This window comes from Stenotrophomonas sp., from assembly GCF_059505245.1.
In genome coordinates this window covers 1-22,899 of record NZ_JCACKF010000037.1, presented here as the reverse complement: position 1 = coordinate 22,899, position 22,899 = coordinate 1, and the positions used below count along the sequence as shown (strand labels likewise).

At 67.8% G+C, this 22,899-nt stretch carries 23 protein-coding genes; 8 read left to right on the top strand and 15 right to left on the bottom strand.

Annotated elements, in window-relative coordinates; translation table 11 throughout:
- Window positions 1-29: 29 nt before the first annotated feature.
- From AC5JLE_RS13450 to AC5JLE_RS13415, 8 genes are all read right to left on the bottom strand, one after another.
- Window positions 30-1,616 carry a sensor histidine kinase gene (locus AC5JLE_RS13450; RefSeq protein WP_046430927.1) on the bottom strand — a complete coding sequence of 529 codons (1,587 nt, stop codon included), beginning with the start codon at window positions 1,614-1,616 and terminating at the stop codon, window positions 30-32.
- A 9-nt stretch (window positions 1,617-1,625) separates the two neighbouring features.
- The gene (locus AC5JLE_RS13445) at window positions 1,626-2,030 is read right to left on the bottom strand and encodes a response regulator (protein ID WP_014647345.1); all 405 of its coding nucleotides are present in this window, start codon (window positions 2,028-2,030) and stop codon (window positions 1,626-1,628) included.
- 136 nt (window positions 2,031-2,166) lie between these two features.
- Window positions 2,167-3,621, bottom strand: coding sequence for a surface lipoprotein assembly modifier (locus tag AC5JLE_RS13440; RefSeq protein WP_049407279.1), 1,455 nt, complete (start codon window positions 3,619-3,621; stop codon window positions 2,167-2,169).
- Window positions 3,622-3,710: 89 nt separating this feature from the next.
- Window positions 3,711-4,475, bottom strand: coding sequence for a Slam-dependent surface lipoprotein (locus AC5JLE_RS13435; RefSeq protein WP_014647346.1), 765 nt, complete (start codon window positions 4,473-4,475; stop codon window positions 3,711-3,713).
- A 52-nt stretch (window positions 4,476-4,527) separates the two neighbouring features.
- Window positions 4,528-7,644: a TonB-dependent receptor gene (locus AC5JLE_RS13430; protein WP_496065366.1), complete on the bottom strand. Its 3,117-nt coding sequence runs from the start codon at window positions 7,642-7,644 to the stop codon at window positions 4,528-4,530.
- Window positions 7,645-7,827: 183 nt separating this feature from the next.
- Window positions 7,828-8,784: a FecR family protein gene (locus tag AC5JLE_RS13425; RefSeq protein ID WP_401733850.1), complete on the bottom strand. Its 957-nt coding sequence runs from the start codon at window positions 8,782-8,784 to the stop codon at window positions 7,828-7,830.
- A gap of 82 nt (window positions 8,785-8,866) precedes the next feature.
- Entirely contained in the window at window positions 8,867-9,370 is a 504-nt protein-coding gene (locus tag AC5JLE_RS13420; protein WP_014647349.1) for an RNA polymerase sigma factor, read from the bottom strand.
- Between the two features lie 128 nt (window positions 9,371-9,498).
- Complete coding sequence (locus tag AC5JLE_RS13415; RefSeq protein WP_164166673.1) at window positions 9,499-10,425, bottom strand: LysR family transcriptional regulator; 927 nt, start codon at window positions 10,423-10,425, stop codon at window positions 9,499-9,501.
- Window positions 10,426-10,574: 149 nt separating this feature from the next.
- On the opposite strand from AC5JLE_RS13415, the gene AC5JLE_RS13410 reads away from it, so the two are divergent.
- From AC5JLE_RS13410 to AC5JLE_RS13395, 4 genes are all read left to right on the top strand, one after another.
- Window positions 10,575-11,441 (top strand): pirin family protein, encoded by an 867-nt coding sequence (locus AC5JLE_RS13410; protein ID WP_164166675.1) that lies wholly within the window; start codon window positions 10,575-10,577, stop codon window positions 11,439-11,441.
- Between the two features lie 71 nt (window positions 11,442-11,512).
- On the top strand, window positions 11,513-12,193 hold the full coding sequence (locus AC5JLE_RS13405) for an isochorismatase family protein (protein ID WP_164077815.1): 681 nt from the start codon (window positions 11,513-11,515) through the stop codon (window positions 12,191-12,193).
- Between the two features lie 55 nt (window positions 12,194-12,248).
- On the top strand, window positions 12,249-12,890 hold the full coding sequence (locus AC5JLE_RS13400; RefSeq protein WP_032962577.1) for a hydrolase: 642 nt from the start codon (window positions 12,249-12,251) through the stop codon (window positions 12,888-12,890).
- Between the two features lie 117 nt (window positions 12,891-13,007).
- The gene (locus AC5JLE_RS13395; RefSeq protein WP_049404363.1) at window positions 13,008-13,406 is read left to right on the top strand and encodes an OsmC family protein; all 399 of its coding nucleotides are present in this window, start codon (window positions 13,008-13,010) and stop codon (window positions 13,404-13,406) included.
- An 8-nt stretch (window positions 13,407-13,414) separates the two neighbouring features.
- On the opposite strand, the gene AC5JLE_RS13390 is transcribed toward AC5JLE_RS13395, so the two are convergent.
- From AC5JLE_RS13390 to AC5JLE_RS13365, 6 genes are all read right to left on the bottom strand, one after another.
- Window positions 13,415-13,744, bottom strand: coding sequence for a hypothetical protein (locus AC5JLE_RS13390; protein ID WP_005409871.1), 330 nt, complete (start codon window positions 13,742-13,744; stop codon window positions 13,415-13,417).
- A gap of 98 nt (window positions 13,745-13,842) precedes the next feature.
- Window positions 13,843-15,588, bottom strand: a complete 1,746-nt coding sequence (locus tag AC5JLE_RS13385; protein ID WP_496065365.1) for a putative porin — start codon at window positions 15,586-15,588, stop codon at window positions 13,843-13,845.
- Between the two features lie 42 nt (window positions 15,589-15,630).
- Window positions 15,631-16,296, bottom strand: coding sequence for a cell envelope integrity protein TolA (tolA, locus tag AC5JLE_RS13380; RefSeq protein WP_164232603.1), 666 nt, complete (start codon window positions 16,294-16,296; stop codon window positions 15,631-15,633).
- 39 nt (window positions 16,297-16,335) lie between these two features.
- Entirely contained in the window at window positions 16,336-16,749 is a 414-nt protein-coding gene (locus AC5JLE_RS13375) for an ExbD/TolR family protein (protein WP_005409874.1), read from the bottom strand.
- 10 nt (window positions 16,750-16,759) lie between these two features.
- Complete coding sequence (locus AC5JLE_RS13370; protein ID WP_032956763.1) at window positions 16,760-18,544, bottom strand: DUF2341 domain-containing protein; 1,785 nt, start codon at window positions 18,542-18,544, stop codon at window positions 16,760-16,762.
- A gap of 38 nt (window positions 18,545-18,582) precedes the next feature.
- A complete protein-coding gene (locus tag AC5JLE_RS13365; RefSeq protein ID WP_032956761.1) occupies window positions 18,583-20,199 on the bottom strand; it encodes a ShlB/FhaC/HecB family hemolysin secretion/activation protein in 1,617 nt (538 codons plus the stop codon).
- 201 nt (window positions 20,200-20,400) lie between these two features.
- On the opposite strand from AC5JLE_RS13365, the gene AC5JLE_RS13360 reads away from it, so the two are divergent.
- Window positions 20,401-20,736, top strand: a complete 336-nt coding sequence (locus AC5JLE_RS13360; RefSeq protein ID WP_014647358.1) for a hypothetical protein — start codon at window positions 20,401-20,403, stop codon at window positions 20,734-20,736.
- Window positions 20,737-20,826: 90 nt separating this feature from the next.
- Here AC5JLE_RS13360 and AC5JLE_RS13355 read toward each other — a convergent pair whose 3' ends face one another.
- Complete coding sequence (locus tag AC5JLE_RS13355; RefSeq protein WP_014647359.1) at window positions 20,827-21,303, bottom strand: general secretion pathway protein; 477 nt, start codon at window positions 21,301-21,303, stop codon at window positions 20,827-20,829.
- Window positions 21,304-21,406: 103 nt separating this feature from the next.
- Here AC5JLE_RS13355 and gspH point away from each other — a divergent pair, with 103 nt between their 5' ends.
- From gspH to AC5JLE_RS13340, 3 genes are read left to right on the top strand one after another with little or no spacing between them, the layout of a single operon-like run.
- On the top strand, window positions 21,407-21,853 hold the full coding sequence (gene gspH / locus AC5JLE_RS13350) for a type II secretion system minor pseudopilin GspH (protein ID WP_014647360.1): 447 nt from the start codon (window positions 21,407-21,409) through the stop codon (window positions 21,851-21,853).
- Window positions 21,854-21,861: 8 nt separating this feature from the next.
- Window positions 21,862-22,212: a type II secretion system minor pseudopilin GspI gene (gspI, locus tag AC5JLE_RS13345; RefSeq protein ID WP_153643303.1), complete on the top strand. Its 351-nt coding sequence runs from the start codon at window positions 21,862-21,864 to the stop codon at window positions 22,210-22,212.
- Complete coding sequence (locus AC5JLE_RS13340; RefSeq protein ID WP_496065364.1) at window positions 22,209-22,823, top strand: prepilin-type N-terminal cleavage/methylation domain-containing protein; 615 nt, start codon at window positions 22,209-22,211, stop codon at window positions 22,821-22,823. The genes gspI and AC5JLE_RS13340 overlap by 4 nt, the downstream gene beginning before the upstream one ends.
- Window positions 22,824-22,899: the final 76 nt, after the last annotated feature.

The window sequence follows — 22,899 nt, the reverse complement described above, 5'->3', positions numbered from 1 at the left end:
ATTTGGCCAAATTGGGGATAAATCCCCTTTTACCGCAGGGGCGCGGTGTCCGGAGCGTCGGTCTGCAGCAGGCTGTCGCGTTCGCGCAGCGGGAAGCGGATCCACGCATCCAGCCCCTGTGGGCCAAAGTGCAGCTCGCCGCTGCCAGCCAGCTCGTAGGGCACGCGCTGCTCGATCAGCGCCCGGCCCAGGCCACGCTGGCGTGGCATTTCCCAGCCCTCCACGTCGGCATGGCGCTCGCACCAGTGCAGGCCCAGCCACGGTTCGGCGTCCTGCACCTGCAGATGCCAGGACACCTCGATCCGCCCCGCCTCGCGCGCGGCCGCGCCGTAGCGCAGCGCATTGCTCGCCAGCTCATGGATGGCCAACGACAGCACCTCGGCCGCTTTCGGTGGCAGCAGCACGTCCTCACCGTGCAGTTCGCACAGGCCCGTGCCCGGCATCTGCGCCGACACTTCCTCTTCGATCATCCCGCGCAGGCAGACCCCGGCATTGCCGCCGCGGGTCAGCAGGCTCTGCGTGCGCGCCAGCGACATCAAACGCCCGCACAGCCGCTCGGCGTACTCGTCCACGCTGGCCACGGTGCTGCGCGTCCGCCAGGCAAGGGCATGGATGGTGGACATGATGTTGCGGACCCGGTGCTGCAGTTCGGCCAGCAGCACCGCCTGGCGCTCGGTGGCGCGCTTGAGGTCGTCGATATCCACCGCAATGGCGAACACCCCGGTCACCTCGCCGTCTGCATCGCGCAGCGGCGCAGCGGCGACGCGTGTCCAGCGGGCGCGCCCGTCGTCATGGATGAACTGGAACTCCAGGCCGGGGACCACCGTCTCCCCCCGCAGGGCGCGGGCGATGGCGAAATCATGGGGCTCGATGCGCGAGCCGTCGGGGTGCCATCCCTGCCAGCGGTAGTGGTTGGGACGATCAGTGGACGGCACCTTGCCGGTGGGCAGATAGGTCCGCATCCGGTCGTTGGACAGTTGCAGTCGGCCTTCGGCATCGACAATGCAGACGCCCACCGGCAGCACCTTGAATGCCAGCGCCAGGCGCCGGTCGCTCTCACGGCGCTTCTGCTCCTCGCGCTCGCGGGCCGCCTGCGCGACATGCGCGGCGGTCGTTTCGAACATGGTGACAAGCACACCGTTGATGCGCCCTTCCTCACCGCGGATGGGGCTGTAGGTGATGGTGAACCAGACATCCTCCAGCCGCCCCCGCCGCGCCAGCGGATAGAGCTTGTCCTCGTAGGTGATGGTCTCGCCCTGCCACACCCGCTGGTAGATCGGGCCGTTGATGTGCCAGACCTCAGGCCAGCACTCGCGGGTGGGCTGGCCAAGCCCGCCCGGATGCTTGTCGGCGAGGATCTCGGCATAGCCATCGTTGTAGAGCTGCACCAGCTGCTCGCCCCACAGCACGATCATCGGGAAGCCGTGGGCCAGCATCAGGTCGACAGTGGCGCGCAGGTGCGGCGGCCATCGCTCGATCGCACCCAGTGGCGTGCCTGACCAGTCGTGGCGGGCAATACGGGCGGCCATGCCGTCATGGCGCGCATGCGCCTGCAGCGGCGGCGGCATGCCCGCCGGGCGCTCAACGGCCGGGAGACCCTGGATGCGGTGTGACATGCCGCGCAATCAGGCGATGCCCGCAGCAGCCTGCGGGCCTGCCACCAGCCGTGCCAGCTGCTGCACCAGTGCCTCGATGTGATAGGGCTTGGTACAGCGGGGCGCGCCAGCGAAGCGGCTGGGCAGATTGTCATCGTAGCCGGAGGTCAACATGAACGGCGTGCCGGCGTCCGCCAAGCGGTCGGCCAAGGGGTAGACCAGTTCACCCCCCAAGTTGATGTCCAGCAGGGCGACATCGATGGGGTTCTCATCGACCAGACGCCCCAGCGCCTGCAGGTCACCGGCCGGTCCCACCACCTGCGCCCCCTTCAGTTCCAGATAGTCCACCAGGAACATCGCGATGGCGAATTCATCTTCCGCCACCAGCACCCGCAGCCCTTTCAGGCCCTCTGGCTTGTTGCCCGCTTCCAGCACGACCCGCGCTCCTCGATACACGCGGCGCACCTCTGCCGCAACGCCTGCAGGATGCGCGAAACGGGCTACAAGGGCGCGTGATGATCGATGAAGATCGCCGCCACGGCCCGTTCACCCGGGCATTGCAGCGGCGCGTTCAGAACGCACGCTCCCATTTCAGGCTGAGCAGGCTGCGGTCGTGGCTGTACAGCCAGCCGACGTTGCTGTCGATGCGGGCGTAGCGCAGGCCCAGGCTGGGCACCAGCCCGGCCACCGCCAGCCGCTCGCTGCGCACGATGGCGATCAGGTTCTGTTCGTCGTCCTGCCTGCGCGCCTCCAGCAATGGACTCCAGGCGTCGTAGTCGCGGCGGCGCAGCGACACGAACACCGTGGCCGTGGTGCCGCTCCACTGCCGCGCCGCGCCCAGCCGCAAGCCGCGCTGGCGGTAGCCGTTGGCCGGGTCGGCAGCGCTGCTGCCGGTGACATCCAGCCCGGCGAAGACCGTCCAGCGCGGATTGAGCGCACGGAACCAGGTGGCATACACCGATGCCAGTTCGCCGTCATAGTTGCTGGCCAGGCCCTGTTGGCGATACCGCTGGCGCTTCCAGTCGGCCTCCAGCTTGAGCAGGCTGCGTGCATCCGGGGCGTACTGCCATTCGCCGTGCACGCCACTGCCGCCCTGCAGCGCATGGTTGCCCAGGCCCTGGACGTCATAGCTGGGGGCAAGCAGCACGGTCTGCCGCGCACTGCGCCAGCTGTAACCTGCCTGCACATTGGCATTGAGCTCGTTGTAGGCACGGTGCCCGCGCCATGCCTGACCGAAGGCGAGACCGCGCACGTACAGCCCATGATGCCCGTCGAGGACCCAGCGCCGTTCCAGGCTGGCGTCGTAGTCGAGGCCCCCTGCGCGCTGGGCGTCGGGCAGTTTCCGTTCGATGATGCAGGCGTCGCCTACGCCGAACAGGCAGGTGCGGCTGGCCGAGCTGCGGTTGATGTTGTCACTCCATGCGGGGCCGGCGGACAGCGCGCCTTTCCAGCGCTGGCGCGCCTGCAGGGCACCCAGGTAACCGTCCACGCGCGCGCGGACGCCGGCCGTGGCCGGATCATCAGCATTGATGCCTGCAGCGATGGCCGTGAACAGCGCGACCGCATCGCGATCACGCTGGTCTTCCGCATAGACACGTGCCAGCTCGAGTCGGGCCGGCAGGAAATCCGGCTGCGCCGCCAGCAGCGCTTCGTACTCCTTCGCCGCGCGACGATGGTCGCCGGCCACGCGGGCCAACACCCCCTGCGCGTAATGGCGCAGCAGCGGGTCATGCCCCTGCAGTTCGATGTACTCCTCGAGGAACGCCGCGGCGGCCCGCCATTGCTGATGCTGCAGTGACAGGTAGAGGGCCTGGCCGAGATCGTCGACGGTGCGCTCCACGCGCAGCGTCCTGCCATCGATGGTGATGGTCGGCCGCTCCGACTCGGCCTGTTGCAGGCGCTGCCGGTCCTGCTGCTGGTGGCGCAGTTCGCTGCCCTGTTCAAGCACGCGGCGCAGATCGTCCTGCTGGGCGCGCACATCAGCGGCAGCCAACAGCAGTACGACAAGGAAGGTGGAATGGCGCATGGTCGATCCGTGGTGGTGCATGCAGCGGCCGAAGCAGGGACTGGCGGATCGCGGCTTGTCCCTGCCCTGCCCCGTCAGGGGCGTGGCGATCAGTTCTTGCTGCCGCCGAAGGCGGTGTCGTACTGGCTGTTGCCGGCGAACGTGGCGATACCGGCGAGCGTGGCCGCGTTGGCGCCGAAGAACTGGCCCTGGCTGTTGCCGGTGACCGAGCCGTTGGCCACGGCGGTGCCGGCGAAGGATGCATCGGCGCTGTTGATGTTGGCGCTGATCGCCAGGGTCTGGCCACCACCGGTCAGGCCGCCGGTCAGCTTGCCAGTGCCGAAGTTCGCCGCGAAGGTACCGCTGAGCAGGTTGCTGCCATTGAACCGGTTCAGGCCGGCCACCGCGTAGGTGGCGGTACCGCTGGGTAGGGTGGTGCCGGCGCGGTCGCCAGCGAAGTACACCTGGCGGTTGTTGAAGCCACCCGCAGCGCCGTCCTTGGACCATTCGCCGAACCACACATCGCCACTGCCCACCTTGACGAAGTTGAAGTGGCCCATGCCGGAATGGCTGCCCGGCGTACCGGTGATCGGCATGGCCAGGGTACGCACGGTAACGCCGTTGACGGTGGTCGGGGCCGAGTAGGCCGCCAGCCCCTGGAAGTCGACCGGCTTGCCGTTGGAGACGGTGCCGACGCCGATGCCGGCCTTGCCTGCGCTGTGCGGGCCGCCGTTGACTTCGGAGGCACCGACCTTGACGTACAGCTGCGAATCGGTGGCCGGGCTGGCCGCACCGACGATGTCGGCGGCCTGGGCGGCACCGGCCAGGGCGAAGGTGGCGGCCATGGCCAGTACGGAACGGGAGATCATCTTCATGGAACTACTCCTTGGGTTGAGGGAACAACGGGTACAACAACAGAACAGGTGATCAGAAGCGCGCAGTGACACCGAGCTTCAGCGTGCGCCCCGGCGCCGGCAGCGTGGAGCGCGTGGCCGGGTCGACGTAGTAGCGGTTGCCTAGGTTGGTGCCGACCAGCTCGACGCTGGCGTGGTCATTGAAGCGCCAGCGCGCGTAGGCATCGACGGTGGTGATGTTTCCCCAGGTGAACGGCACGTTCTGCCAGATCAGGCCACCGCTGCCGGCGTACAGGCGATCACGGTAGGCCTGCAGGTCCGGGTTCTGGTGGCGCTGGTAATGCACGATGCGGCTGCCCAGCTCCAGGCGCTCATCGAACAGCCGGGTGCCCAGCGACACGTTCACCGACAACCGGGGAATGGCCTGGGTCAGCAGGTAGCCACTGACGAAGCCGTCCTGCACGCAGTTGGGCACCTTGCCGGCCAGCGCATCGAGCTGCACCGCCATGCTTTCGTCGCAGACCTTGTTTTCCAGCGTACGGGTGATGCCCAGGTCGGTGAAGAAGCGCCGGTTGTCGAACCGCGCCTGCAACTCCAGGCCGCGGATGCGCTGCTTGTCCAGGTTGTCGAACAGGAAATTGCCGTCGCGCTCGATCACGTTGCGGGTCTTGTGCACGTAGTAGGCCAGCTTCACGTCGGCATCGGCGGTGTTGCCGAACAGCGCCGACAGGTTGTGCACGTAGCCCACTTCGTAGTTGTAGGCGTGTTCGGGCTTGAGCGGGTACAGCGGGTTCAGGCTGCTGGAGAACGCGATGGTGCTCTCGAACATGCTGGGGAAACGCACCGCCTCGCTGTAACGCACATAGGCGCGCGCATTGGGCGAGAAATGCGCGGTGGCCGAGAAGGTCGGCAGCCAGGCATGGTCGCGCCTGCGCTCGTTGCGGCCGGCCACCGTCTGCGACCGCCCGCTCTGGATGCTGCACAGGATCTGCGCGCCCTGCACCGGCAACAGCCCGGGAATGGCCGCCACCTGACCATTCAGGCACGGGTTGCTGGCACGGCGGTAGTTGCCGTCCGCATCCGGCAGCCACGGAATGCTGTGCTCCACCGCCACCGGCGTCTCGTACCTGCTCAGCAGGCCCTTCAGCAGATCATCGACGATGAAGCCCATGCCGATGCTGTCCCAGAACGCGCGCTGCGCCTCGATGGCGTCGATCTCGCCCTGCAGGCTGGCCGGGCGTTCGGGCAGTTCGTTGACCCGGTAGCGGGCTTCCCTGGGGAACACAGAGGTGGTCATCAGCTCCGGGTGTTCCTGCAGGAAATCATCGAAGGCCCAATAGCGCGCGTAGCGCACGCCGGCGCTCAGGGAGAGGAAATCCACCGGCCGCCAGTCCAGCACCAGGTAGCCCTCGCCTTCCTGGCGACGCCCGGCGCGCGGGTACATGCGCCAGCCATCGCTGACGCCAAAGTACGGGTCCGCCGAGCGCAGTTTCTCGAACTGCCAGTTGCCGCCCACGGTCAGGTCCAGGGTGGAATGCAGCGCGAAGCGGTTGCTCAGGGTCAGGCCGGTGCGGTCGTTGCGGGCATTGGCCAGCGCGGTATTGCGCAGGATCGGGCTGCTGCCGGGGTTCCAGTCGGGGTTGCTGGCAAAATTGGGGAAGCCGCCGGCGGTGTAGGTATCGCTGGTGGTTTCGGTGCGCCACAGGTTGGCACGCAGGTCCAGCCAGCGGCTGCCGGCAGGCTGCCAGTGGTATTCCAGGTTCCAGGCATCGGCATCGACGCGGCTGAGCGGCCACTGGATGCGACCGTAGTCGGGCGCGGACAGGATGCGCGAGGGCATGATCTCGCCGTAGTGGGAGAGCGTACGCCGCCAGGTGGCGCGCAGCTGCTGGTCATCGTTGATCTGCCAGGTCGCCTTCAGCAGCCACGATTCCTGCTCGCTGGAGGTGTTGGGCACCTCGTCGCCGGGCTTGAAGTAGCGCGCCAGCGTGGTGATGTAGTCCAGGCCCTTGTACTCGAACTGCTCGCGCGGGTCCTGGTCGTAGTACGCCGTGCCCTGGGTGCCGGAGAAGTAGTTGCCGCGCTTGCGCCAGGCATACGCGGCCATCAGGTCCACGTGTTCGCCGCGCAGGCCCAGCGCCAGCCGCCAGGCCTGGTCCTCGCCGGCGAACACATTGGCTTCCGAACCGCGCGACTTCACCGGCACCAGCAGCGTGCTGTCGGCATACGGTGCCGAGGGCGAGCCCTGCGGGAACCCGGGCACCGTGCGGTAGTCCTCGCCGGTATGCAGCCGCGGCAGGCGTGGCGCCACCGCATTGCTGCTGCCTTCGATCTTCAGCTCCCCGCCGAAGCGCTCACCCGCTTCCACGATGTCATCGACGTCGATGGTCTTGATCACCAGCGCGCCACCGATCCCGCTGTGCACATCGCGCACCAGCCCCGGCCCCTTGATGACCTGGATGCCACCTATCAGGTTGGGATCGATGTAGTTGCGGTTGCTGACGCCGTTGTAGCCGCGCCAGACCGTAAGTGCCTGCTCGCCGCCGTCGATGCTGACCGGCACCCGCCCCGGCCCCTGGATGCCGCGGATGTTGATGTCCAGCGCGCCACTGTTGCGCGCATCGCCGCTGAACACACCGACCAGATCCTTGACCACGTCGGCCGGATTGGAGCCGCGATAGCGCTCCACCCGGTCGCGCCCCGAATACGCCGTGGCCATGTCCAGCGCGAACACATCATCGTAGCCGCGCCGATCGCGGGCCTCGCCCCCTTCCGACTGCAGGCGACCGGCCACGTCCAGTGTCTCGGTCACCCGCACCCCTTCCCCTTCACCCGCCTCCGCTACGGCACGCAGGCTCCAGGTGCCGTCCATGCCACGCTGCGCGCGCACGCCGCTGCCACGCAGCAGCAGCTGCAGGGCCTGCATCTGGCTGTACTCGCCGCTCACCGCGCTGGAGCGACGGCCTTCCACCAGGTCACTGCGGAACACCACCTGCACATCGGCCTGGCGGCCAAAGGCACGCACGGCGTCGGCCAGGGGCTGTTCCGGAATGGCGTACTGGCGCAGCGGCGCGACGACCGCCGGTTGCGCCTGCCCGGCCGGCACCCAGGCCAACTGCAGCAATGCGGTGGAAACAGCCAGGGCCAGAGCGGTGGCGCGACGATGACAGGCGGATGCCGTGGACGGCATGGACAGGAACTCCTCAAGCGGGGCGGGACAACGGACACGTCCGGTGCCCGGTGGTGTGTCTGGCTTGAGAAGAAACGCGGTTTCGCTCTGGCTATACCTCTATAGACAGCGGGCTGCGACGACTGCCCACGGTTTTTTCATGTTTTTTTCATGCGACCGGTTCGTCCATGTTCCGAGGGTGCTTCACCACAGCAGCAACGCACCACCGGGCAAGCGCTGCACGCGCAGTCCCGCCTGCGCGGCCACGGCGACGATGGCCGTGTCCGGTTGCTGCAGGTGGAACAGGCCACTGACCCGTACGCGTGCGCCCTGCCCGCCCAGTACCCAGACCGGGCCACGACGGTAGCGCGCCAGGTCGGCGATGGCCTGCGCGGCCGGCCGATCATCGATCACTACCTCGCCACGCCGCCACGGCGCCATGCTCTCCGGATCTTCCAGCTGCACCGGCTGCAGCCAGTGCCCGTCACGGAACGCGCGTGCCTGTCCGGCATGCAGGCGCTGCACGCTGCCATCGCCCGGGCGCACATCGACCACACCCGCGCTGACCTGGGTGGTGACCGTGGTATCCAGCATCGACACGCTGAAGGCAGTGCCGATGTCACGGACCAGGCCGCCCGCTGCCTCGACCTGGAACGGGCGAGCCTCGTGCGCTACCTGGAACCAGGCCTGGCCGCGCAGCAGGCGCAGGTGGCGCTGCCGGTCATCGAACGAAAGTGCCAGCGCGGTGCCGGCATCGAGTACCGCCGTGCTGCCATCGGCCAGCTGCACCACTCGTGGCGCATCGCTGCTGCGCACATCACTGCGCGCCAGCAGCAACGCATGCGGAGCGGCCGCGACCATCAGCACCACGGCCGCAGCCGATGCCAGCAGCCACGGCAGGCGACGGTGCGGTGCGATCGGCCGCAGCCCCTGGCGGTCGCCGGTCAGCTCGGGCAGCGCGGCCAGCACCTCGGGCCCGGCAGCGTCCAACCGCTGCCAGAAGGCCTGCTGCTGGCGCCAGGCCAGCGCATGGCGCGGATCGGACTGCAGCCAGCGCTGCAGGGTGCGTTGCTGGCGTCCCGGCAACGGGCCTGCACTGCACCGTATCACCCAGCGCAACGCCTGCCTGGCCTGACGCGGCGAGGGTTCGGACGTGGTCATGGTTGTGGCCTGCCGCACCGCGAATGGGTGCGCTTTCCTGTTGTGACAACGGCGGGCACGATCTGCCCACGGCAATCGCCGCTCATCGGCCCATTCCCCGCTGCTGTTGCTGGATCAGCAGCGCTGCGCGCAGCACATGCTTGCCGACCAGGCTCTTGGAGATCCCCAGGCGCGCGGCAATCTCGCGTTCGCTCAGGCCCAGGTAGCGGTTGAGCACGAAGCACTCGCGTACCTGGGCCGGCAGGGCCAGGATGGTCTGGGTGATCTCGCGCAGCTGCGCCTGGTCCAGCGCCTGCGCCTCGCCGTCGTGGCCTGCCTCGGCCATGCCGGTGGCGTACTCGGCCATCGCGCGCCGCTCGCGGGCGTCGGCCTGGCTGCGGTTGAGCGCGTGGTGGTAGGCCATCCGGTACAGATAGCCGCGCGGCTCGAGGATGGGCGGGTCGCCGGGCACGCTGCTGGCCTTCAGGTACAGGTTCTGCAGAGTGTCCTCGGTGCTGGCCGGGTCGAGGTAGCGCGCGACGAAGCGGGACAACGCACGGCGCTCGCGGATCAGCAGCTCGACCAGCGCCAGGGCATTGGGAGACATAGGTGCCAAGGCCGGACCGGGGAATGATGGGCGTGATGGCGACGGTCCGGACGTGGATTGTGGGCTGCACGGCCGCAGGCGGCAAGCTGCAGCCCCGACATCATCCACGCATGGCGTGGATGGAAGACCTAGGGTTCCTCCAGCGCCTCGAAGCGTTCGGCGAGGTAGTCGATCAGCGCACGCACCGCAGGCAACAGGCCGCGTCGCGACGGGAACACCGCGTGCACGATGCCGTGCTTGGGCACCCACTCCGGCAGTACCGGCACCAGCGCGCCACGGGCCAGCTCGTCGCTGATCATCATCCGCGGCAGCATCAGCAGGCCCACCCCGGCCACCGCGGCGGTGCGCAACGCGATCATGTCATCGCTGACCAGCCGCGGGCGATGGTGCACGCTGGCCAGCACATCGCCCGGCCCGGTGTATTCCCAGGCATGCTGCTGGCTGGCCGATGCCAGATCCACGGTCGGCATCATCGCCAGGTCGGCCGGCACCTGCGGCGTGCCCAGCCGCTGCAGCAGCGCCGGGCTTGCACTAGTGCACCAGACCCGGCGCGCCAGCACGCGTACCACCAGGTCACTGTCCTCCAGCGGCGGCGGCCGCACGCGGATCGCCACGTCCATACCCTCGCCCACCACATCGACGCGCCGGTTGGTGGCGTCCAGCTGCACCGTCACCTGCGGGTGCAGGGCCAGGAAATCGGCCAGCATCGTGCCAATGCGCGCGTGCAGGATCGCGATCGGGCACGCCAGGCGGATGGTGCCGCGCGGCTCGGCACGTGACATCGCAATGGCTTCCTCGGCCGCTTCGGCTTCGACCAGCATGGCCTTGCAGTGGCGGTAGTAGTCCTGGCCGACCTCGGTGACCGAGAAACGCCGGGTCGAACGCTGGATCAGGCGCACGCCCAACCGTTCCTCCAGCAGCGCGACGCGCCGGCTCAGTTTCGACTTCGGCATCGCCAGCGCCCGGCCGGCCTGCGAGAAGCCGCCATGCTCGACCACCATGGCGAAGTAGAACAGGTCGTTGAGGTCACAACGGCGGATATCTGCGATGAACACGGGGCGATCTCCTGCGGCCACGGCCTGCAGACATTGTTCACCAGATAGGACTATGACGGCAAATACTGGCGTCTACCGGCCTTATTGTCACGGCGATATCGTCTTCGCAACGAAGAACAGCGGCCGGCAGCCCCGGCCAGGAGATCGCCATGAAGCGTGTCACCGGTACCTACAGCGCCCCGCGCCCGCACTGGGTGGGCGACGGATTCCCCGCCCGCTCGATGTTTTCCTACAACACCCACGGCCAGCACCTCAGCCCGTTCCTGCTGCTGGATTACGCCGGCCCGTACACCTTCGCCCCCAGCAATACGCCGCGTGGCGTCGGCCAGCATCCGCATCGCGGATTCGAGACCGTCACCATCGTCTATGAGGGTGAGGTCGCCCACCGCGATTCGACCGGGGCCGGCGGCACCATCGGCCCGGGTGACGTGCAGTGGATGACGGCTGCCTCCGGCATCCTCCACGAGGAATTCCACACGCCGGAATTCAGCAGGCGCGGCGGCACGCTGGACATGGTCCAGCTGTGGGTGAACCTGCCGGCGCGCGACAAGATGGGCGCACCGGGCTACCAGACCCTGCTCGACGCAGAGATTCCCTCGGTGGATCTGCCCGATGGCGCCGGCCGCGTGCGGGTCATTGCCGGCCGCTTCCACGGTCATGCCGGCCCGGCCCGCACCCACACGCCGATGGATGTCTGGGACATCCGCCTGCGGCAGGGCCACCACGCCGAACTGCCGGTGGCTGAGGGCCGCACGCTGGCGCTGGTGGTGCTGAAGGGCACGGTGCGGATCAACGGCGGCCAGCCGGTCGGCGAGGCACAGCTGGTCACCTTCGACCGCAGCGGCGAGGACGTGTTCGTCGACGCCGACAGCGACGCCACCGTGCTGCTGCTCAGCGGTGAACCGATCGACGAGCCGGTGGTGGGCTATGGCCCGTTCGTGATGAACAGCCAGGCCGAGATCGCGCAGGCGGTCAACGATTTCAACAGCGGCCGCTTCGGCCAGATCGCGCACTGATCGTTTCAAGCGGCGGGCGATGGCCCGCCGCACCCTCCGGGCCATCGCCCGCTTTTTCCAGGAGACTGACCATGAGTACCCCCGCCAACTTCAACGGTGCCCGCCCGGTGATCGATCCGGACAACGCCGCGATGCTGCTGATCGACCATCAGAGCGGCCTGTTCCAGACCATCGGTGACATGCCGTTCACCCGCGTGCGCGCCCACGCCACCGCGCTGGCCAGGATGGCCACGCTGGCAAAGATGCCGGTGATCACCACTGCCTCTGTTCCGCAGGGCCCGAACGGCCCGCTGATCCCGGAGATCCACGACGCAGCCCCGCATGCCCAGTACGTGGCGCGCAAGGGCGAGATCAACGCATGGGACAATCCGGAATTCGTTGCCGCAGTGAAGGCCACCGGCCGCAGGCAGCTGATCATTGCCGGCACCATCACCAGCGTGTGCATGGCCTTCCCGTCCATTGCCGCCGTTGCCGATGGCTATCAGGTGTTCGCGGTCATCGATGCCTCGGGCACCTATTCGAAGATGGCCGAGGAGATCACCCTGGCCCGGGTGGTGCAGGCCGGCGTGGTGCCGATGGACACCGCCGCGGTGGCCTCGGAGATCCAGCGCAGCTGGAACCGCGATGATGCCCAGCAGTGGGCCGAGGTCTACACGAAGATCTTCCCGAACTACCAGCTGCTGATCGAAAGCTACCTGAAGGCGCAGGACGTGCAGAAGAACCACGAGCCGCTGGATTCGCAGCGCAGCTGACCTACGCCCGGGGTGCCGGCCCGCTGTCGGCACGCCTCTCAACCGGAGACCCATCATGTCCAGTGAACCGATCCGCGACCCGGCCAGCGATCATCTGCTGACCCCGCAGAACTCCGCCTTCATCATCATCGACTACCAGCCGGTGCAGGTGAACTCCATTGCTTCGATGGACCGCCAGTTGCTGGTCAACAACATCGTCGGCACTGCCAAAGCCGCAGTGGCTTATGGCCTGCCGATCGTGCATTCGACGGTGAACGTCAAGACCGGCCTGAACAAGCCGCCGATTCCGCAGCTGCGCCAGGTGCTGGGTGACTATCCGACCTACGACCGCACCACCATCAATTCCTGGGAAGACGTCCAGTTCCGCAGGGCGGTGGAAGCCACCGGCCGCCGCAAGCTGATCATGACCGCGCTGTGGACCGAGGCCTGCCTGACCTTCCCGGCCTTGGATGCGTTGAAGGAAGGCTATGAGGTGTATGTGGTGGTCGACGCCGTCGGCGGCACCTCGCTGGCCGCGCACGATGCCGCGCTGCGCCGCATCGAACAGGCCGGCGGCCAGCTGATCAGCGTGCCGCAGCTGTTCTGCGAGCTGCAGCGCGACTGGGCCCGTTCGGAAACGGTGCCGGCCTTCATGAACCTCTTCATTGAAACCGGCGGTACGGCGGGCATCCAGTTCTCGTACGATCGTACCGAGTAACCGGGTGGCGGCGCCGGTCCTGACTGGCGCCGCCTTTGGGGAGCCGTCGAGCATGGCTCGACGCTACAGTGGGTTTGGTCGAGCGTGGCTCGACGCCATGGACAGATGGAGAATGTGATGGCCTACGCACGCATTGTTTCAACCGCCGACAATTACCTGCACCACATCAGCAATGGCAGCTTCGATGTGGATGCGGACGAGCCTGCCTCGTTGGGCGGCCAGGGCAAGGGCTTCGCGCCGTTCGACCTGTACCTGGCCTCGCTGGCGGCGTGCACCGCCATCACCCTGCGCATGTACGCGCAGCGCAAGGGCTGGGACCTGGGCGAGTTCCATGCCGAGCTGCGCTCGGAACGTGATGAGGACGGGCGCCTCCACGTGCACCGCGTGCTGCATGCCAGTGCCGAGCTGAGCGATGCGCAGTGGCAGCGATTGCTGGAGGTGGTGGAAAAGACCCCGGTGACCCTGGTGATGCGCGAAGGTGCACGCATCACCAGTGAGCGTGGGGCGGCGGCGTAACAGAGGGCTCAGCGCCGTGAATGCAACACCGTGCGCTGGCGCATCGCGTTGAATTCCTGCTCCACCTGCTGGATGTCTTCGGCCTGGAACCCGGCGGCATCCAGCAGCTGGTCGGCGGCCGCGGCCGCCAGCGGATCATCGTCACGCTGGCGCCAGCAGCGCGCCGGCAGGAAGTAGCCCACTTCGCTGCGCCCGCGCATGATCACCACCGGCCGGCCCGCGTACAGCAGGAACTCGGCCAGGTGCTGGCGCAGGCCCTCCACGGAAACATAGGCCGGTCCAACACCCAGCATCTGGCTGGACGGTTCGGGACTCTCGAACAGCTTGCGACGGCTCATCCACTCCTCCTTTTGAACAACGCGTGGTCTCCTTTCCCTAGACGGGCGCATCGCTGCGCCCCCGCCACGCACTACGTGATCCGCATCACGCCCGCTACTCAGAAGCCGGTGTTGAACTCCAGCTGGAACACGTCGATCGACAGCGGCGCACCGGACACTTCCTTGGCCGCCATCCACTTGCCGCTGATCCAGCTGCGCGCGTCCAGCGCATAGGCACCGCCCACGTAGTAGCCGCGGGCGTTGGTGCCACCGAGGTGGAAGTTCGGATCGTTGTAGGCATCCGGCAGCGCATCGGCCTCGATGTGCTTGTAGCCCAGCAGCGCCCGCCACTGGCCCTTCTCCTTCAGCTCGGTGGCACCGAAGGTGGCCTGCAGCATCCATGCGGTGTCGCCGCTGCGGAAGGTATCGATGCTGGCGGCACCACCGGCACCGTAATTGTTGACGATGCCGTTGTTGGCGCGACTGAACATCGCCTGCTTGTCGTAGGCCAGGTTGCGGATGTAGTCGCCTTCAAGGCGCAGGCCGACGTCCTGGGCCAGCTGCGTATCCCAGCGCAGGTTCAGCGTGGCCAGGCGGAATGCCGAGGCCAGGCCGACATACTGCGGGGTGGGCGTATTGGCCGGATCCAGCGGATTGCGCGCGATGTCGCGGATCAGCATCAGGGTGTTGCCCTTCTGCATGAACGCCGGACGCGACCAGTCGGTGTCGCAGCCCACCGCGCCCGCATACAGCGCGCACGGCGAGGACAGGCGGCCGCTGATGTTCTTGAAGTCGTAGTAGCTCAGTGCCGCGCGCAGCGCGTTGTCGTCATTGAAGCGCCAGTTCACGCCCACCTGCGCCCCGGACAGCCACTTGTTCTCGTTCGGGGTCTTGACCCGGCTCTGGCTGGGCGCGCTGTCGGAGGTGTATTCCAGCGGTACCACCGCCAGGTTGCCGAACAGGCCGAGGTCACCGCCGCCGAAGTCGTACTGCAGGTTGGCGGCCAGGCCGTCGAAGTTGAGGTCGTTGGAGAACAGCGTGTCGCTGGTCCAGAACGGATTGCCGAAGCGGCCGCCGCGCACCGTCACCCAGTCGGCCGGGCTGTAGGCCAGCCAGGCCTGGTCCAGCCACACGTCCTTCTTGCTCAGGCCACCGCCCAGCTGCTCGGTGGTCGACACCGGGCCATTGCTGCTGCCGCTGGCCAGGCGCACACCGGCCGTGGTGTGCTGGCCGATGGTCGCCTCGATGCCCAGGCGGGCGCGGATGCGCCACAGGTTGCGGCGGTCCTGGCGGGTGTTCAGCAGCGGTGGCAGCTGCAGGTTGGTGTTGGTGTTGGTGTCGAAGCCGTTGCCGGAATTGATCGACGACCAGTTGCTCACGATGTCGCTGTTGCGTTCGGAGAAGAAGCGCGATTCGCTGCGCACGCGCATGTCACCAGTGACCTTGATGCGCTTGGTCCATTCAGCCACTTCGTTCGGTGCCGCCCAGCCCTCGGACCTGGCCTGCGCCATCACGTCCTGGCGTACTTCGTCACGGATGCCGTCGCGCACGCTCTGCGGCACGTAGGGCACGCGCACGTCGCCGGCTTCCAGGGCCACGCCACCGCTGGCGGCCGAAGGTGCAGTGGTCGCGGTACGCGATGCGGCCGCTGCTTCAGCCTCGGCCTGCACCAGCAATGCCTGGCCATCTTCGGGTTTCAGTGCGCCGCTGGCGATCAGGCCCTTGATCAGCTTGACCATGGTCGTTTCGGCGGCCATCGCACCGGTCGGGGCGGCCAGGCTGAGCAGCACGGCGCAGCACAGCAGCGCCCGTCGGGCCGGCCGCGGGCGGCGGGAATCGGTTCGTGCGCGGACGTGGTCGTTCATCACGGTTCTCATCTAAAGAAGGGAAATCACGGAGGTCGGGAATCAGGCCCCGGGCCGGCGGCCCTGGATCAGGACGCGGGCGGGGAAATCAAGCGACGGTGGGGGTGCCTGGTCGACCTTGCCGATGCGACGCAGTGCATCGAGCACGGCCGCGTCGGCCTCCTCGTTGCCACTGCCACGCACCAGCTCGACCTTTTCCAGGCGGCCATCGCTGGCCAGCCACACATTCACCTGCAGCTGGAACGCCAGGCGCTTGACCTTGTCGTCGCGCGAGATTGCCTGCTGCATCAGGTAGCCGAGGTAGCGCCCATAGGTGGCATTGCCGGCACCGCCGCGACCGACGCCGGACGAACCGCCACCATTGCCGGACTGGATGCCGAAGTTGTCACCGCCGGCCTGCGCATCGGCGTTCATCGTCACCGGATCTGCATTGTCCGGTGCCGGCGTCGGCTCTTCAGCCGGCGTCGGCTGCTCCAGCGGCTCCGGTTCGGGCATCGTCTCCTCCGGCGGCGTTTCCGGCTCCGGCGGCTTTTCCGGCGGCGGCGGGGGTGGCGGAGGCGCTGGCGGCAGCGCCAACATCGGCGGCTGCACCACCGGCCGACGGGTGCTCGCGGTGTCCTTGAACAGCATCCACCACACGGCGATGCCGAGCACCAGCAACGCGGCCAGCACCAGCGCGACAGTCACCAGAAACTGGCGACCGCGCATGCCGGGCTCCGGCCGAGGGGGTTGATGGGCCGTCATGCCTCAGCCCTGCGCCTTGCCGGTGACCAGGCCGACCTGGGCGAGCTCCAGGCGCCGCAGCAGGTCCAGCACCTCGACCACGCGGGCGTACTGCACCTGCGCGTCACCGCGCACGATCACCGGGAAATCCGGCGTGGTCGCGCGCTCGGTGCGCAGGCGGTCTTCCAGCTCCGCCATCGTCACCGGGTAGGCATCCAGAAACACCTGGCCACTGGGGTCGATGGTGATCGCCTTGGTCTTGGGCTTCTCCAGCGCCACGCTGTTGCTGGCCTTCGGCAGGTTGACCTCGATGCCGGGGATGGAAGCGTTGCTGGTCAGGATGAAGATCACCAGCACCACCAGCAGCACATCGACGAAGGGCGTCACGTTGATGCCCTTCTCGCGCTTCTTGATGCCGAACTTCGCCTTCTGGCCCATGGCGCGCCCCTCAGCCCTGGACCGCGGCCGGGCCGCGCCCGTCCTGCTCTTCGGCCAGGCGCGCGGCGAATTCGTCGATGAACACCGCCATGTCCGCACCGATCGCTTCGGCACGCGCGCCCAGGTAGTTGTAGCCGAACAGCGCCGGAATCGCGACGCCGAGGCCGGCGGCGGTACACAGCAGCGCCGCGGCCATGCCCGGTGCCACCGAGTTGATGTCCACCGCGCCGGCCATCGCCGCAACCACGAACACCAGCATGATGCCGATCACGGTGCCGAACAGGCCCACGTAGGGCGCGCCTTCGATGGTGGTCGACAGCCAGTTCATGCGCCGCGCCATCGCTTCCTGCTCGCGCACCATCACTGCATCCATCGAGGCGCGGATCGCCGCGATGGTGGCACCACTGAGGTAGCCGCTGTTGCCATCGCGCTGGTGCCGTTGCTGCATTTCATCGATGGCCACCTGGTAGATGCGCCACAACGAGCCATCGTGCATGGCGGTCGGCGCCTTGCCCTGGCGGTCCATGTCGGACAGGGTGCGCAGCGGTACGCCGGACAGCTTGCCGAAGCTCTCGGTGAACACCGCATTGGCCTTGCTGGTACGACCGAAGTGGCGGCTCTTGGCGATCATGATCGCCCACGACAGCAGCATCATCAGGCCAAGGATGGCGACCACCACCCAGGCATCGAACGGCATCGCCTTGAGGATGAAGGCGAAGTGGCTCTGCCCGGCGGACTGCTCGTCGGCGCCGTAGCTGACCAGGCGCGAGTCGGCGCCCTGAGCGGTGGCGTCGGCCAGCAGCAGCGCGGCCGGGCGTGCCACCCGCGAAATGCGCAACTCGTCCAGGGCACCTTCGAAGTTGGCCAGCGGCTGCGCGGCGCCCGGCGCATCGGCGCCGACCACCGGCGCGGTGGCCAGCGCCGGCAGCGCACCGCTCAGCTGGGCAGCTACGCGCCCATTGAGGTACAGCTGCAACGCGCCCTTCTCTGCCGTCAGTGCAACATGCGCCCACTGCCCTTCCGGAATCGGTTGCGCCGGCGTGCTGCGCTGGCCATTGAGCTGCACGAACGGCACGCGGTTCTCGATGCCCAGCACCAGTTCGGAAGCACCATCACGGCGGGCGTAGATGGCTTGAGCCGCATTGTTGCTACCCGGCTTGATCCAGGCCGAAACGGTGAGCGGCGCGCCCGCTTCCTGCGCCAGCGACGCGCTGGCCGGCAGCGGCAGTGAGCCGGCGCCCAGCTGCACGCCGCGGCCGATCACCGCGCCTTCCGACGGCGGCACCACCGCACCGGCATTGTTGCCATAGGCGGTGGTGTCGCGTGCCGGCGCATTGGCCTCGGCAAAGTGGTAGACCAGCGTGTAGTCCGGATCGAACACCTGCTGGCCGTTGCCGCTGGCCGGGGCTTTTTCATTGCCGTAGTACATCCAGATGGTCTGCGGCGCGGCGGCACTGACCGCCGGCAGGTCCACCCAGACCAGGGCCAGGCCCAGCGTGGGATCGAACTGCTCGATCTGGTGGGCCAGCACGGTACGGCCATCACCCGAGACGAAGCGAAGGTCGTTGCCCGCATCCTGGGTGCCGTCGAAGCCGAAGTTGCCGGTATGCAGCCGCAGCAGCAGTGGCGTGCGGCCCGGGTCACCGGCCAGGCCCGCGCCCTGCGGGCCGGCGTCGACGGTGATCGGCTTGCGGTATTTCCATTCGGCCTGCCACCAATTGGCATCGGCCGCAGCCGCCGGCAACGCAACCAGCGCGGCCAGCAGCAGCAATACTCGGGAAAGCAAACGGTCCATGCGAAGGGTCTCCGGAGAACGCATGTTCAAGGGAAGGGTCAGTAGCTGGTGCTGATGTTGAAATGCAGGCGCGGGTCGTCCTTGCGCGTGACCGGGCCATCGGCATAAGGCCAGGCGTAGTCCAGGCGCAGTTGCAGGTGTTCACCCAGGCGCAGCTGCGCGCCCAGGCCGACCGAGGCCAGGTTGTACTTGTCACGCTGCTCGGGCAGCGGCCGGCGCAGGCGCAGGTAGGCCGCGTCGGCGAAGCTGTAGACACGCAGGTCGGTGCCGCTCCACAGCGACCACGGCGGGGTGCGCCATTCCAGGCTGGCCAGGCCGCCGTAGTCGCCGATCGCCTCGGCCGACAGGTAGCCACGCACGGTGTACATGCCGCCAGCAGCGAACTGCTCGGCCGACACCAGTGGCGCATCGGTTACCTGCAGCGAGCCACGCGCATACCACTGCCAGTCATTGCTGAAGGTGTGGGTGTTGGCCACGTCGGCCTTGAAGGCCACGAAGCTCGGGTCAGCCCAGTAGCGCTTCTGCCCGAACGCGGTGGCGTCGCTGCCGTAACCCAACAGGCGGCGGGTACCGGCCACCAGCTGGGTGTTGATGCTCAGCTGATCCTGCTCGCCTTGGCGCACGCCGACGAAGGCCAGGGTGATCGGCGCATACTTCAACGGTGTCTTCAGGCTGTCCTTGCCCATCTGCGTGTCTTCCTCGGTGTCCTTGAAATCCACACCGAGGCTGAGCTGGCGCCACCACTGGCTGCTGCCGGCAAGCCGGTAGTTGAGCTTGAGGCCGATCGAATGGCCGTTGCCGATCACGTTGGTGCCGGTGCCGGTACCGACCTGCCCGCCTGCATTCAACACGCGGCTGTCGGATCTGTAGCCGGAGGCTTCCAGGCTCCACGGCGTGCCTTCGAACGGCATCGTGTACGAGGCCGAGAACACCTTGGCCTGCTTTGTATCTTCCGGCGCCAGGTACACGCCGATGTTGGCGCTGTGCCCGCGCTTCCACAGGTTGTCGTAGGCCAGCGACGCACTCAGGCGCAGCTTCTCGGTGTCGGCACTGTGGTCGTTGTTGAGTGACGCGCTGGCACGCCACGGCGACTTCTCCTCGACCTGCAGGTCCACATCCATCGTGCCCGGCACCTGGCCTTCGCGCACCAGCGGCATCACCTGGCGACGCCCGCCTTCGTTCAGTGCGGTCAGTTCCTTCTGGGCCTGGTCGAAGTCCGGCACCTTGCCCTCGGCCAGTGCCGGTACGCGATCGCGTATGCGGTCGGGCGATTCGTGGCGGGTGCCGACCACGCGCAGCTGGCCGATCGGCGTCTGCTGCACCTTCAGCAGCACCACGCCGCCACTGACCTGCTGCTCGGGGAGTTCGACGTAGACCGACTGGTAGCCCGCCTGCTGGTACAGCGCGTGGACCGCATCGCGCGCCTTCTCGACATCGGCCAGGGTCCTGCCCGGGCCGAGGAACGGCTCTACCGCCCGTTCGATCTGACGCGGATCGAGCACGGTGTTGCCGCGCACGATGTATTCATTGATGTTTACGCTGGGCGCAGGCGCTGCCTCCTGCGCGAACAATGGCAGCGGCATCGCGGCCAGCGCCAGCACCAGCGGATGCAGGCGCAACGGAAAGCGGACGGCTCGGCACGGAACAGGAGTCATCGAAGGCATCGCGTCGTATCGGAGGGAGGGGCCAGGGAGCGGCGCGTGGGTCTACCAACAGGACGTGCACGTCGCGTCAAAACCGCCACCAGTTTTGTGACAGCACTGTCATCTTGTGACAGCGCCAGAGCACTCGCCGGCGTAGACTGCCCTCGCCACACTTCTTCATTGCAGAGCGTCGGTTGTTGCAGGAGATTCGCGATGAGTGAGCCATTGAAGGCGGGCCTTCGCCCTGCCCTCGCCCTTGCCTTGTTGCTGGCGTTGCCATCGGCCTGGGCCGGAGAGGCGAAGAAGCAGGACGGTGCTGCGCCGTGCATCGAAGTACAGGTCAACGGCGAGCGCATCCCCGCGTGGGAATGCCTGCAACGCAGGCTGGCGCCGGCGCCGAAATCGGCGAAGTCAGCGGCGCTGCCGGATGCCGAACGCCTGATGCGGCAGCCCGGCAACCAGCTGATGCAGTACAACCTGGAAGGCACGCGGCAACGCATGGGCGATGCCTTCGGGCGGTCCGTGGTACCGCAGCGTCCGGCGCGATGAACCCATGCATCTGCAGAGCCGAGCCCACGCCCGGCTGCGCCTGCACACCGTTCAACGGCCATGCAGAGGCAGCCGAGCGCGGGCTCGGCTCTACCGAGCGCCGCCCTGCGGAGCGGCCGGCACGATGCCATCGTTCGGCACCGGTGGCAGCGCGGGCACCGGCAGGCTGCGCGATTGCCCGGCCTGGTTCAGTTCCACCGCGTTGGCGCTGATGCTGGCCAGCACCGTACAGGGCCCCAGCCGCTGGCCGGGCGCGTAAGCCTCCGGCGGGCGTCCATCCACCGACAACAGGGCCAGGGGCGCGTGGTCACCCGCCATCACACCCAGCACGACCACCTCGGTCTGCACCGCACCGGGCGACAGCAGCCGCACCAGCGGCAGACTGGCCACCGCATCGAACAGCGGCCGCGCCGGCGCATCGGCATGCGCTTCGCTGGCTGCCGCCGCAGGCGCCACCGCAGACAGGGTGACGCTCCAATAGGCCACCACCGCCAGCAGCAGGGTGGCCGCCAGCAGGGTCAACATCCGATTGCGATCCCAGCGCCTGCCATCCATGTTCCGCACCATCGCCACGTTCGTGTCCGCCCACGCTAGCAGCCGCCGCTGACGCTTTTGTTTCATCATGCGGGCCTACGCTGGCAGGCATCGACCTGGACAGGAGGCAACGTCGATGCAGCACGTGCCGCGTGGTTTCACCCTGCTGGAACTGATGGTGGTGCTGGTGATCATCGGCATCTGCACGGCGGGCATCGGCCTGGGCCTGGGCAGCCTGCTCGACCCCGCGCGCCAGCTGCGGCAGGAGGCCGAACGACTGGCGCAGCGCCTGCAGGTGGCGCGCGACGAGGCCCGCATCGATGGCCGCCCCCTGCGCTGGCAGGCCGACGCCGCCGGCTACCGGTTCAGCAGGCGCGAAGGCACCCGCTGGGTGGACGTGCAACGCGACGACCTGCTGCGCCCACAGTCATGGCAACCGGCCGGCATCGTGGTGCAGCCGGCCACCCCGGTTGAACTGAGCCCGGAGTGGATCGGCGTGGCATGGGAACTGACGTTGTCGTTGCAGGGCCGCCAGCTGCGTCTTCGTGACGATGGCAGCGGACAGTTGCAGGTCGTGCAGTGAAGCGGAACATGCGCGGATTCACCTTGATCGAAGTGCTGATCGCACTGGCGATCGTTTCGATTGCGCTGGCTGCGGTCATGCGCTCGGTCGCGGTGGCCACCGACGATCAGTCACGCCTGCGCGACCGTCGCCTGGCGCTGTTGTGCGCGCAGGACCGCTGGCAGGAGCTGCGCCTGGCCGGGCAGCCGCCGCAGGATGCACGACTGCGCTGCGTGCAGGGGCGAAGCAGTTTCCTGGTGCTGCAGCATATCGGCACGGGGAGTGACGGACAGCCGCAACTGGAACTCAGCGTGGCTGCCGAAGATGCACCGCGGCAGTCGCTGGCGCGGATGCAGCTGCCGTGGACCGCGGCGCAATGAAGCGTACCGCAGCAGGCTTCACCCTTATCGAGGTGATGATCGCGATCACCATCATGGGCGTGCTGGCGCTGATCTGCTGGCGAGCGCTCGACAGCGTGGCCGGCAGCGACCAGCGCCTGCGCCAGGCCGATGCCGAGACCACGACGGCACTGCGCGTGCTGCAGCAGTTCCAGCGCGATATCGAGATGCGTGCCGACGATGCGCTGATGAACGGCGCGGTGCGCCCGGCGGATCGTCCGCAGCGACTGTTGCCGCCTTCGCTGGTGAGCGAACGGTACCCGGATGGCAGCTTTGCGCTGGAAATCACCCGCAGCGTCGACAGTGATGGGCTGCGCTGGCAGCGGGTGCGCTGGTGGCGGCAAGGCAACACGCTATGGCGCGCCAGCGGTACGGCGACGGACCGCTATCCCCTGCCCGCACCGGTTCCTTCGGAAGGCATTGCAGTGGCAATGGATGTGCAGCGGTTCGAGGTGCGCGCCTGGCAACCCGGGGCCGGCTGGGCGATGCTGCCGAGCGAGGGCGAGGTGCTGCCGGCCACCGGGCTGGAACTGCGGCTGGGCCTGCGTGACGGGCGTGGACCGCTGGGCTACCGGCGCGTGCTGGAGCTTTAGGATTCCTCCCAGGCAAAGCACCCACGCATGGCGTGGATCTTATCTCTTGCCGATCTGGCACCTTGGGGGCCGAGAG